This window comes from Alcaligenes faecalis (assembly GCF_041521385.1).
GTDB classification, from domain to species: domain Bacteria; phylum Pseudomonadota; class Gammaproteobacteria; order Burkholderiales; family Burkholderiaceae_B; genus Alcaligenes; species Alcaligenes faecalis_E.
Genome location: NZ_CP168006.1, coordinates 2913190 through 2925686 on the forward strand (window position 1 = coordinate 2913190; position 12497 = coordinate 2925686).

A 12497-nucleotide genomic window follows, 5' to 3' on the forward strand; every position below is an offset into this window, starting at 1 on the left:
AAGATTATTCCTTGCGCATCGCGCTAACTGGAGAATGAAGTTGCAACTTGAGAATGTGAAACTGGCCGTCGTCGGCTTGGGATATGTCGGTTTGCCTTTAGCGGTAGAGTTTGGCAAAAAGCGTTCCGTTATTGGTTTTGACATTAATGCGCGTCGCGTCGCCGAACTCAAGGAAGGGGTAGACCGCACGTTGGAGGTCGAGAGTGCAGAGCTGGCCCAGGCCAGTGGCTTGAGCTACTCCTGCGAGGCGGATGAACTGGCGCAGGCCAATGTGTTCATCGTGACCGTGCCTACGCCTATTGATGAGTTCAAACAGCCTGACTTGACTCCGCTGATCCGCGCTTCCGAGACCATCGGTAAAGTGCTCAAGCGGGGTGACATCGTGGTTTATGAATCCACGGTTTACCCAGGTGCTACCGAAGAAGTGTGTGTGCCCGTGCTGGAGCAAGTGTCGGGTCTGCGCTTCAATGAAGATTTCTACGCCGGTTACAGCCCGGAGCGTATCAATCCGGGCGACAAGGAACACCGCGTTTCCACCATCAAGAAAGTGACTTCCGGCTCGACGCCTGAAGTCGCCGAGTTGGTGGATGCCTTGTATAAAGAAATTATTGTGGTGGGTACTTTTAAGGCCAGCTCCATTCGTGTGGCTGAAGCTGCCAAGGTGATCGAGAACACCCAGCGCGACGTGAATATCGCCCTGATCAACGAACTGGCCCTGATTTTCAACCGTCTGGGCATCGATACCCTGGACGTGCTGGAAGCCGCGGGTACCAAATGGAATTTCCTGCCTTTCCGTCCTGGTCTGGTGGGTGGTCACTGCATTGGCGTGGACCCCTACTACCTGACCCACAAGGCACAAGCTATTGGTTACCATCCCGAAATCATTTTGGCTGGCCGCCGCCTGAACGACTCCATGGGTGGTTACGTGGCGTCCCAACTGGTTAAAGCCATGACCAAGCGCCGCATTCAGGTGCAAGGTTCGCGCGTTCTGCTGTTGGGTCTGGCCTTCAAGGAAAACTGCCCGGATCTGCGTAACACCCGTATCGTTGATATCGTGCATGAACTCAAGCAATACGATGTCCATGTAGACGTGTACGACCCCTGGGTTGATCCCAAAGAAGCACAACATGAGTACGGTATTACTCCGGTTGAGGCCCCTAACGCGGGCGAGTACGACGGCGTCATCGTGGCCGTGGCTCACAAGCAGTTCAAGGAGCTGGGCGTGGAAGGCGTGCGCCAATGGGGCAAGCCCGAGCATGTGCTCTACGACTTGAAGTATGTGTTTGATCGCGAACAGTCCGATCTGCGCCTTTAATCTTGGAAAGTATTATGAGCTCTGCATTTGAACAGGCGAGCCAGCAACTGCGTAACCAGCCTAAAACCTGGCTGGTTACGGGTTGTGCCGGCTTTATCGGGTCCAACCTGCTGGAAGCCTTGCTGAATATGGATCAGCAGGTGGTGGGATTGGACAACTTTGCAACCGGCCACCAATACAATCTGGACGAAGTGCGCGATCAGGTTGGTGCCGAACGTTGGGCCCGTTTCCGTTTTATTGAAGGTGATATCCGCAATCTGGATACCTGTCGTGAAGCTGTAAAAGGCGTGGACTATGTGCTGCATCAGGCGGCTTTGGGGTCGGTGCCACGCTCCTTGCACGATCCGCTCACCTCCAACGAAGTCAATGTGAGCGGGGCCTTGAATGTGATGGTGGCCGCGCGTGATGAGCAGGTAAAAGCCTTTGTTTATGCGGCTTCCAGCTCTACGTATGGTGACCATCCCGGTTTGCCCAAGGTGGAAGAGACGATTGGTCGCCCACTGTCCCCTTACGCCGTTACCAAGTTTGTGAACGAACTGTATGCGGATGTGTTTGCCCGTGCCTATGGCTTTTCCAGCGTGGGCCTGCGTTACTTCAACGTGTTTGGCAAACGTCAGGACCCCAATGGGGCGTATGCCGCGGTGATTCCCAAATGGGTCTCGGCCATGATCCAGAACCAGGATGTGCAAATCAATGGGGATGGCCAGACCAGCCGCGATTTCTGCTTTATCGATAACGTTATTCAAATGAATATCCTGGCCGCCGTGCAGCAAAAACCTGCTGTGGCCGAGGTGTATAACGTGGCCGTCAATGCCCGCACCAGCCTGAACGAGCTGTTCGAGCACCTGAAGCAGGCCTTGGGCAGCAATGGTGTGAACTACACCAAGCAGCCCATCTATGCCGATTTCCGAGCTGGTGACGTGTTGCACTCTCAAGCGGATATCACCAAAGCTCGTACACAATTGGGTTACGAGCCGACTCACACGATGTTGCAGGGCTTGAACGCAGCCATGCCTTGGTATGTGGCGTTCCTGAGTTGATTTGGGCCGGCCTGAAAGCACGTCTGTCTAGTCTGCATGACGACCACCGTCGCATCGCCCTGGGGGCGATGCGGGTGGCGTTTTTCCTATTGCTGGGCAAGGCAGCGGGCGCTTTCAAAGAAATGGCGGTGGCGTATCGCTACGGTGTAAGCGATGTCGTCGATGCCTATCAGTTCACAATGGTCATGGCCAACTGGCTGCCGGTGACAATTGTTGGCTCCATGTCTGTGGTGCTGATTCCCGTTCTGGTGCGCTTGCATCGTCTGGAACCGGCGGCACGCCGCCGTTTTCTGGGGGAACTCAAGGCCTGGTGCATTGTGCTGGGCTGCGTGCTGGGGGCCTTGATCTGGATTGGCTGGCCTTGGGTGCTGCAGTGGACCGGACAAGGTTTAAGTCCTGCTGTTCACGAAATGAGCCGGGAGCTGTTGTTTGCCTTTGCGCCTGCGGCAGTTCTGACGCTGATGATTGGCCTGAGTGCCGCGCGCTTGCGGGCACATGAGCGGCATATCAATACTCTGCTGGAAAGTGTCCCCGCCTTTGTCATCCTGATCTGGGTGCTGGCCGCAGGCGGAAATGCGGGCATCGGCCCCTTGCTCTGGGGCACCTTGCTGGGCATGACGGTCCAGGCCGTGTGGTTGATGATTCTGGCCTCGCGGGCCGATCAGATCTGGGCTCGCCCTACGATCAGCCTGCGCGCGGAGCAATGGCCGGATTTGCTCAAGGCCGCCAGCATCATGCTGGTGGGGCAGGTTGCCATGAGCTTTGTCGGCCCTATTGACCAATATACGGCGGCCAATCTGGGTGCCAATGCCAATGCGACCCTGGGCTACGCCACTCGTTTGCTGGCCCTGGTGTTAGGGGTGGGTGCTGCTTCTGTAGGCCGTGCTGCTTTGCCTGTGCTGGCTGATATTCAAAGCCGAGGTGATAACGCCCGTGCTCGCTCCATGGCCTTGAAGTGGTCGGTCATGATGTTGCTGGCCGGTGGGGTAGCTGCCGCGATCGGTGTTCTGTTGGCGCCTTGGGGTGTGGCACTGCTGTTTGAGCGTGGTGCATTTACGGCGCAGGATACGGCCACGGTCGCCCAGGTGTTTAGCTGGGGGTTGGTGCAACTGCCCTTTTATTTTGGGGTGTTGATTCTGGTGCAGTTGCTGGCCAGTCAGAACCGTTATAAATCCATGGCAATTATTGCCGTGATCAATTTTTTGGTGAAAGCGGCCTTGAACCCGATTCTGGCGGCACGCATGGGCCCGTCAGGCATCATGCTGGCGACCAGCTTGATGTATGCGGCTTCTTTCACTTGTTATTTCATCTTGGCCTTGAGGCCAGCCAGTGCCTTCGCGTCTGGTTCGCAGGAATAGGAAAACGTGCACAGTCGTCATTCGGTCGTTCGCCCTCATATCATGCTGCTTATTCACTCTTTGGGTGGGGGCGGGGCAGAACGTGTTGCCGTCGATTTAAGCGCAGCCTGGCTGGCGCGTGGTTATCGAGTGTCTTTGGTGACCCAGGCTGGCCGTGATAGGGATGCATATACCGTGGCAGAGGGCGTAGAACGTCACGTGTTGGGGACGGCAGGCAGTAGCCGTGGCCGTCTGGATGCCTTGTGGAAGAACTGGCGCCGAGTGCGCCGGGTTCGCTCGTTGATACGCCAGACCAAGCCCGATGTGGTGCTGGGCATGATGACAACCTCCTCTGTGCTGGCCATTTCCGCCGCCAAAGGCTTGCCCTGCAAGGTGATTGCGACCGAGCATACGCATCCTCCGTCCCAGTCCTTGTCCTCTTTCTGGCAAAAGGCCCGTTTGCGTACTTATCCGCAAGCCCATGCGGTGATCGCGTTGACGGCTGGTACCGCAGACTGGTTGCGCGAGCATGTGCCCGGTAGTCAGGTGCAGGTGATCCCCAATGCCGTGCGCTGGCCTATGGACCGAGCCGAGCCAGTAGTGCCGGTGCCCGAGCGGCCAGAAGGACGCAAACGCTTATTGGCCGTAGGGCGACTGCACCCGGTCAAGGGTTTTGACACCCTGATCGAATCCTTTGCTTTGTTATCCAACTATTTTCCCGACTGGGATCTGCTTATTTTGGGCGAAGGCGAACAACGCGCTCCCCTGGAGGCACGGATTGCGGAACTGGAGCTGCAAGAGCGGATTGCGTTGCCCGGTCGGGTCGGCAATATGGCGGATTGGTACGAACAGTCTGATCTGTATGTGCTTAGCTCTCGTATGGAGGGTTTGTCCAACAGTTTGCTGGAAGCCATGGCCAGTGGTCTGACGGCGGTCGCCTTTGATTGCGACACCGGTCCGCGTGAGATCATCCGCGCCAATATCGACGGTGTCTTGGTACGCCCGATCGAGGATGTGGAGGCTCTGGCAGCGCATTTATCCGATCTGATGTCCAACGAGGACAAACGCCAGAGGCTAGCGCGCCGTGCCACCGATGTGCGCGACCGCTTTTCCTCGGCTCGGGTTCTGGCGCTGTGGCAGCAAGTATTGGAACAGTGTTGGCGTCGGCCTTAAAATGGCGCTTTTCTTCGTGCCAGCAGGCTCAAACTACCCGGTCGATGAGCCCATGGAGGCCCAGTGAATATTCTGTTTTTCGTCAGCTCTTTGAACGCAGGTGGTGCCGAGCGTGTTGCCTCTACCTTGGCCAATGCCTGGGGGCTGCGGGGCGATCAGGTCACCCTGGTGCCGACCTATAGCGGTGGAGGCAGTGCGTTTTACCCTATCGACTCCAAGGTGGAACTGGTGTGGCTGGCCCATCGCATGCGGGGCAGTTGGCTGCCCAAGCCTTTGGCCAAGCTGCGCGCCATGCGCAAGCTGGTGCGTGAAAAACAGCCTGATGTGATTGTGTCTTTTCTGACCAATGTGAATATCAATGTCTTGCTGGGGCTGGGAGGCATGGGTGTTCCTATTGTGGTGGGTGAACGCACCAACCCGGCCTTTAGCAGCAGCGCAGGCAAGCTCTTGCAAAGCCTGCGCCGCCGTCTGTACCCCAAGGCACAGGTGGTCACCGTTCAGACCCGCGCCAGTGTCGCGGCGTTTCAGGCCATGGTGCCGGGCATGAAGCAGGTCATGGTTGTGCCTAACCCCTTGCCGCAAGCTTTGAATGCCGTGCAACGCGAGGTACGGGTAGAGGAAAATCGTCATTGCACCTTGATGGCGATGGGACGCCTGGTGCCTTCCAAGCGTTTTGATGTCTTGATCCGGGTGTTTGCGGGTCTGGCTGCCGAGTATCCGGAATGGAAGCTGAAAATCTGGGGCGATGGTCCGCAGCGTGCCCAATTGGTGCAGCAGATTGCCATGTCCGGTGCTGCTGACCGTATCGAGCTGGCTGGGAAAACGGCCCAGCCCTGGCAGGAAATGGCGCGCTCCCATGCCTTTGTCATGACTTCGGAAGTAGAGGGTTTTCCGAACGTGTTGCTGGAAGCCATGGCCATGGGCCTGCCCGCTGTAACGGTGGATTGCCCCAGCGGCCCGCGCGAGATCAGTTCCGATGGCAAAGACGCCTTGTTGGTTCCGGTAGGGGATGAAGGCGCTTTGACCGCCGCCCTGGCCGAGCTGATGGGGGACGGCGTCTTTCGGGGTGTCTTGGGCCGTCGTGCCGCTGCGGCGGTGCGCCAGCGTTATGAGCTAGAGCAGGTTTTGCTTAACTGGGACCAGGTCTTTCAGGCCGCCCGTGGCGGTATAGAAGAGGGAGCCAAAGCATGAGTGCATTGCAGCCAAGGTCGTTGAGTCAGGAAACAAATGCCGTGGATAGTACGCCGGAGAAAGTAACGCCGCCTTTGCGTGTCGTGCACATTATTGCGGGGCTGGGGCAGGGCGGGGCAGAAACGGTCTTGTTCCGCTTGGTGACGGCACCCGGCCAGGATACCGAACATATTGTGATTTCTCTGGGCGAGGAAGATGTTTTTGGGCCGCAATTACGGGCTGCAGACATTCCTTTGTATTGCCTGCATATGCACTCGCCGCTGGGCTTTTTGAAAGGTCTGCGGTCCTTGACACGCTTGCTGCGTGATGTGCAGCCTGATGTGGTGCAGACCTGGATGTATCACTCCGATCTGATCGGTGGCGCTGCTGCACGACTGGTCGGTATCCCGGCTGTTTCCTGGGGGATTCGTAATTCGGGTGCGAATTTGTATCAAGGCAGCCCGAAAGCCCGTATGGTGGCCTGGTTGTGTGCTCGTTTGTCACGCTTTATCCCTAACTTGATTGTGTCCTGCGCAGAGAATGCCGCCCGACGCCATAAACAGTGGGGCTATCGCGCCGACATCATGAAAGTCATCCCCAACGGCTACGACTTAAGCCGTTGGCACCCCGATCCGCAAGCGCGCGAAGACGTTCGTGAAGAGCTGGGCCTGTCATTGGATACGCCTGTTATTGGCAGTGTGGCCCGCTGGAATCCGCTTAAAGATCATCCCAATTTGCTGGCTGCTTTAGCTCGTAGTTTGCATCGTCATCCTGGCCTGCGTTGCCTGCTGATTGGTGACGGCATGGACAGCGATAACGAAACGTTGATGCGCTTGCTGGATCAGCATCAACTACGCGAGAGCGTCATCCTGATGGGGCGACGCACCGACGTCCCCCGCTTGATGAATGCGCTGGACGTGCATGTGCTGTCCAGCTCGGCGGAGGGTTTTCCGAACGTCGTATGTGAAGCCATGGCCGCCGGGGTGTCCAATGTGGTCACCGACGTGGGCGATGCGGCCTTGATCGTGGGCAATGAGGGCTGGATTGTGCCCCCCAGCAATGCCGAAGCCTTGGCAGGCGCGATCAATAGCGCGGTTGATGAGTTGGGTGCGCCTTCCTGGCAGGCTCGCCATGAGCATGCCCGTGAACGGGTTGCCCGTCTGTTTTCCCTGGAAGGGATGGTCAAGAACTATACGCAGGCCTGGAAGACGCTGACGGCGCAGTACCCCCCCAAGCGCAAGCGTAGCCGCCAGGCCTTGAGTGCCTTGACGGACGATGCCAGCAAGAAAACGCGCATGCTGATGTTCGTGGTCAATAACCCCGCTTTTTTCCTGTCGCATCGTTTGCCTTTGGCGCAGGCGGCACAGCGTGAGGGGTATGACGTACACGTAGCTACCATGGATGGCCCTGCGGTTGCCGAGATCGAGCGTCACGGTTTGCATCACCATGCTTTGCCCATGACACGCAGCGGGACCAATCCCTTGCAAGAGTTGCACACTATCTGGGCCTTGTGGCGTTTGTTTCGTCGGGAGCGCCCTGAACTGGTACATGCCGTCACCATCAAGCCAGTCCTGTACGGTGGCATTGCGGCGAGACTGGCCGGTGTGCCGGGCTTTCTGGCTGCCGTATCGGGTTTAGGCTATGTATTTACCAAGCGCGACAAGTCATTTGATCCCGTGCGTTGGATAGCCCTGCGGCTTTATCGGCTTGCCTTGGGGCATCCCAATAGTCGTGTGATTTTTCAAAACAGTAATGATCGCGATGTCTTGCTGGAAGATCGTGTGGTCAAGCGTGATCAATGCGTCCTGATTCGTGGTTCTGGGGTGGATCTGAACGAGTTTCAGGCTATGTCAGAGCCGGACGGCCCGCCTGTCGCCCTGATGGTATCGCGCCTGTTGGTGGACAAGGGAGTACGAGAGTTCGTTGAAGCAGCACGCATCAGTGCCGCCCAAGGCAGCTCGGTGAAGTGGGTATTGGCTGGAAGTCCTGACCACGGCAATCCCGCCAGCATCAGCGAGCAGGAGTGGCAGAGCTGGCAAAAGCAGGGGGGGGTGGAGTGTCTGGGCGAACGTAGTGATATTGCGCAGCTTTACGCCCAGTCGCATATTGCGGTGCTACCGTCCTACCGTGAGGGCCTGCCTAAATCCTTGGTAGAAGCGGCAGCCTGCGGGCGGGCGGTGGTCACGACTGACGTACCCGGTTGCCGGGATGCCATCGAGCCTGGAGTAACGGGTGTGCTGGTGCCGGTACGTAATGCACAGGCCTTGGCGGCGGCTGTGATGGATCTGGGGCAGGATACCGAAAAGCGGCAGACCATGGGTAAGGAAAGCCGCCGTCTGGCTGAGGAGGCTTTTGATATAGGCCGTATCAGCGAGGCTCACCTGGATCTGTATCAGTATTTGAGCCGTTAAGGCGTTGACTGCCTTGGTCTCTGGGATCAAGGCGTAAAAAACGGGCTGAACTGTTTGCTGTGACTTGGGGTTGAATCCACGGTTTCAGAGACAGTTCAGCTCTTTTTTTACCGCCGAGCCGCCCCAGGGCTCGGAGTCCCCGGTAAAAAGCGGGGGCAGCAAGCCAAAGGCGTGGCGTGGGGGCATTTTTTATACTGTGCTGGAGACTAGCGACCAGGGACTAGGTAGGAGTGAACTTCCACCGCCTTAGAAAGGCAAAGCAGCATCCGGCTTCAAGGCCAGCAGTGCCGCGCGGAATTCACCTTGAATGCGATCCAGCGCCTCTTGGGACTGCGCCTCAAAGCGCAGCACAATCACCGGCGTGGTGTTGGACGCACGCGCCAGGCCGAAGCCGTCCGGGTACTCGGCGCGTACGCCATCAATGGTGTTGAGCTGATTGGAGCTGGGGAAACGGCCTTCTTTTTGCAGGCGGGCAATCAAGGCATGGGGTTCGCCCTCGGCCAACGGTAGCTTCAGCTCTGGCGTAGACAAGTCTTGCGGCAACGCTTCCAACTCTGCCGTCGGGTTGTCACCGCGTGAAAGAATCGCCAGCAGACGTGCGCCGGTGTACAGGCCATCGTCAAAGCCGTACCAGCCTTCCTTGAAGAATACGTGGCCGCTCATCTCGCCAGCCAAGGGAGCGCCCGTTTCAGCCAGCTTGGCCTTGATCAGTGAGTGGCCGGTTTGCCACATCAAGGGCTCACCGCCCGCTTTGGCAATTTCCAGAGCGACGTGGCGGCTGCATTTCACGTCAAAAATAATGGTGGAGCCGGGTTCGCGCTGCAAAATATCGCGTGCGTACAGAATCAACTGACGATCTGGCCAGATGATCTGACCGGAACGTGTCACCACACCCAGGCGGTCGGCATCGCCGTCAAAGGCCAGACCCACTTCGCAGTCCGTGCTTTGAACATGGGTGATCAAATCTTGAAGGTTGTGTGGTTCGGCCGGGTCAGGGTGGTGATTGGGGAAGTTGCCGTCTACCTCTTCAAACAGCATATCCACATCGCAACCCAGAGCCTTGAACAGGCGGGCGGCCACAACGCCACCGACGCCATTGCCGCAGTCCAGGGCAATTTTCATGGGACGGGCCAGTTTGACGCGTTCGGCGATAGTGTTGACGTACTGGTCCAGCAAGTCCTTTTTCTCGCCGGTACCTGCTTGAGCCGCTGGCTCAATACCCGCTTGCATGCGCTTCATCAGGCTCTGGATGTCCTGGCCGTGCAAGGTTTTGCCAGCCATCATCATCTTGAAGCCGTTGTAGTTGGACGGATTATGGCTACCTGTGATGGCTACGCCCGAGCCGGTTTCCAGTATGTTGGCTGCGAAATAGACCACGGGGGTAGGGACCATGCCCAGATCCACTGTATTGACTCCGCCGGCCTGAATGCCTTTTTGCAAGGCTTGAGACAAGGCAGGGCTACTGTGGCGACCGTCATAGCCCACCACTAAAGTCTGGACAGCTTGCTCACGGGCGGAGGCGGCCAATGCCAAACCGAGCTGGTAGGCGAAGTCAGGATTAAGTTGTTCGGGGACCGTGCCTCGAATGTCGTAGGCTTTGAATACAGCAGTCGGTAGGGCAGGAAGTTGGGTCACATCGCGTCCTGGAGTGGATAAACAAAGAAAGCAGTTTAGCGCGAATGTCATCGACTTTCGTGAGTTACCATTAAGAGCTGTAGCGCGGCAGCAAGAGCGCCTGATTGTTTTTCTTGAGTGGCTTGGGTTATGACTTTTCTGAACGAACTTGAACAGCGTATTGGTCAGCAACATGTGCTGACAGGACAATCCATGCAGCAGTACCTGGAGGATTGGCGTGGACGCTATACCGGTACTGCACTGGCGGTGGCCCGGCCTGCGACGACGGAAGAAGTGGCCCAGGTTGTGCGCTTGTGCGCCGAGCATCGTGTGCCCATTGTTCCTCAAGGCGGCAATACCGGCTTGTGCGGGGGGGCAACGCCAGACAACAGCACGACGGCGCTGGTGTTGTCTTTGGAGCGCCTGAACAAGATTCGCAGTGTGGATACCGACAACGACACCATGGTGGTGGAAGCCGGCTGCATCTTGCAAAATGTGCAGCAAGCCGCCCGCGACCATCAGCGTCTGTTCCCTTTGAGTCTGGCCGCCGAAGGAAGCTGCACGATTGGCGGTAATCTGGCCACCAATGCCGGCGGTACGCAGGTTCTGCGTTACGGCAATGCGCGTGACCTGACATTGGGTCTGGAGGTCGTGACGGCCCAGGGCGAGATCCTGCATGGTCTGCTTGGCCTGCGCAAGGACAATACCGGCTACGACCTGCGTAACCTGTTTATCGGTAGCGAAGGTACTTTGGGGATCATCACTGCTGCGACCATCAAGCTGTATCCCCAGCCTGTGGCGGCGTGTACCGCTTTGCTGGCACTGAATACGATTGAAGATGCCGTACAAGTGCTGGCGTTGGCTCGTCAGGGTCTGGCGGCTTCTTTAACCGGCTTTGAGCTGATTGCAGGCAACTGCTTGCAAGCCGTTCTGCATTGCTATCCTGATCAACGCATGCCTTTCCAAGGCCCGGCTGAAAAAGCGGCCTGGTACGCCTTGCTGGAGCTGTCCGATAGTGAAAGTCTGGAGCATGCCCGCGAACGTTTTGAAAGCGTGATCGGTCAGGCGCTGGAGCAAGATCTGGTGCAAGACGCCGTCATTGCCGAAACCATTGCACAAAGCAAGGCGCTTTGGCACTTGCGTGAAAGCATTCCGCTGGCTGAAAAAACCTATGGCAAAAGCATCAAGCATGATGTGTCCATCCCGGTGTCGGTGATGTCCCAGTTCGTGCACGAGACGGACAAGGCTTTGCAAGAAGCCTTCCCCGGTTTGGAGAACGTCACGTTTGGGCACCTGGGCGATGGCAACCTGCACTATAACGTCGCGCGCGGTACGGCCTTCACGGAAGAAGAGTTGCTGAAGCGTCAGGACGAGATCTATGCCCTGGTGCATGACAGTGTGCATCGCTTTCATGGCTCGATCAGCGCCGAGCATGGTGTAGGCCAGCTCAAACGTCAGTTGCTGCCACGCTATAAAGACCCTGTTTCCCTGACCTTGATGAAGCAAATCAAGACAGCTCTGGACCCTTTGGGGATCATGAACCCCGGTAAGGTATTGCCCGACTGATTGAAGTTGCTGGGTGTGTAGATGTTTTTTCGTCCTTATATTGTCGCCAGTGCCGTCTTGTTCACTATTTTGGGAGTCGTTGCGGCCGTGACGATGGGGTCGGCAACGGATTTGTCACTTAGTGCCTATTTTTATGACCCGCAGACTCAGGACTTTTCCTGGCGTCTGCAGCCTTTTGTGGATTTGTTCGGGCGCAGACTGGTGTGGTTCGTCCCTTTTGGTGGTGCAGTGATAGGGGCGATTGTGGCCTGGCGGCAGCCCAAGGGCTCGTGCCGCCAACTGGCTTGGGCCGGGGCGGCTTTCTTCATGGGTAGTGGCCCGTTAATGGTAGGCGTACTGAAACATCTGACCGCCATGCCAAGACCTTTTAATCTGGCCATGTTTGGTGGTACAGAATCCATGCCTGGCTATTTTTGGGCGCACTCCTGGGCCGAGGCAGGCAATGCTTTGCCCAGTGCCCATGCCGCATCTGGCTTTGTGCTCCTGTCCCTGTTCTTTGTAGGCCTCATGATAGGCTGCCGCAAGCTGGCCGCCGGAGGGTTTGTGCTGGGCATCAGCGCAGGCTTGCTGTTCGGCTTTTTGCGCATCATGCAGGGCTATCATTTCCTTAGCCAAGTGCTGGCGTCGGGAGCTGTCCTGGGACTGTATGGTTGCGTTCTGTTTTATATCTTGTGGTCATGGGCTCGATACAAGCAGTTGGAGCCTTGAAAGGCCATAGCTTGTTCTATGCCGCTACATGCGAGGACGCTGCCTTCTTGCCGGGATCAAGACCGAAGCAGGCAGTGATATGAAGGATAAAAAATACCCCCACGCTGCGCCTTCGGCTTGCTGCCCCCCGAGGGGGCGTTTTTACCTTGGGGCGGCCCAGCGG

At 57.4% G+C, this 12497-nt stretch carries 9 protein-coding genes and 1 pseudogene; 9 read left to right on the forward strand and 1 reads right to left on the reverse strand.

Features of this window, described 5'->3' with window-relative positions; genetic code table 11:
- Positions 1-34 precede the first annotated feature (34 nt).
- The 7 genes and pseudogenes from tviB (at position 35) to ACDI13_RS13100 (ending at position 8446) form a co-directional block, all read left to right on the forward strand.
- Positions 35-1315 carry a Vi polysaccharide biosynthesis UDP-N-acetylglucosamine C-6 dehydrogenase TviB gene (tviB, locus tag ACDI13_RS13070; protein ID WP_372372475.1) on the forward strand — a complete coding sequence of 427 codons (1281 nt, stop codon included), beginning with the start codon at positions 35-37 and terminating at the stop codon, positions 1313-1315.
- A gap of 14 nt (positions 1316-1329) precedes the next feature.
- On the forward strand, positions 1330-2355 hold the full coding sequence (locus tag ACDI13_RS13075; protein WP_316991088.1) for an SDR family oxidoreductase: 1026 nt from the start codon (positions 1330-1332) through the stop codon (positions 2353-2355).
- Positions 2352-3713, forward strand: coding sequence for a lipid II flippase MurJ (gene murJ / locus ACDI13_RS13080; protein WP_316991087.1), 1362 nt, complete (start codon positions 2352-2354; stop codon positions 3711-3713). The genes ACDI13_RS13075 and murJ overlap by 4 nt, the downstream gene beginning before the upstream one ends.
- A gap of 42 nt (positions 3714-3755) precedes the next feature.
- A complete protein-coding gene (locus ACDI13_RS13085) occupies positions 3756-4865 on the forward strand; it encodes a glycosyltransferase family 4 protein (RefSeq protein WP_316991092.1) in 1110 nt (369 codons plus the stop codon).
- A gap of 63 nt (positions 4866-4928) precedes the next feature.
- Positions 4929-6056 carry a glycosyltransferase family 4 protein gene (locus ACDI13_RS13090; protein WP_316991086.1) on the forward strand — a complete coding sequence of 376 codons (1128 nt, stop codon included), beginning with the start codon at positions 4929-4931 and terminating at the stop codon, positions 6054-6056.
- A pseudogene (locus ACDI13_RS13095) lies at positions 6053-7075 on the forward strand (glycosyltransferase); the annotation flags it as partial. The gene ACDI13_RS13090 and the pseudogene ACDI13_RS13095, both read left to right, overlap by 4 nt.
- Positions 7076-7330: 255 nt before the next feature.
- Positions 7331-8446, forward strand: coding sequence for a glycosyltransferase family 4 protein (locus tag ACDI13_RS13100; protein ID WP_316991091.1), 1116 nt, complete (start codon positions 7331-7333; stop codon positions 8444-8446).
- A 246-nt stretch (positions 8447-8692) separates the two neighbouring features.
- On the opposite strand, the gene ACDI13_RS13105 is transcribed toward ACDI13_RS13100, so the two are convergent.
- The gene (locus tag ACDI13_RS13105; protein WP_316991085.1) at positions 8693-10081 is read right to left on the reverse strand and encodes a phosphomannomutase/phosphoglucomutase; all 1389 of its coding nucleotides are present in this window, start codon (positions 10079-10081) and stop codon (positions 8693-8695) included.
- Positions 10082-10210: 129 nt separating this feature from the next.
- Here ACDI13_RS13105 and ACDI13_RS13110 point away from each other — a divergent pair, with 129 nt between their 5' ends.
- A complete protein-coding gene (locus tag ACDI13_RS13110) occupies positions 10211-11626 on the forward strand; it encodes an FAD-binding oxidoreductase (protein WP_316991084.1) in 1416 nt (471 codons plus the stop codon).
- 21 nt (positions 11627-11647) lie between these two features.
- Complete coding sequence (locus tag ACDI13_RS13115) at positions 11648-12334, forward strand: phosphatase PAP2 family protein (protein WP_316991083.1); 687 nt, start codon at positions 11648-11650, stop codon at positions 12332-12334.
- The last annotated feature ends 163 nt before the right edge of the window (positions 12335-12497 follow it).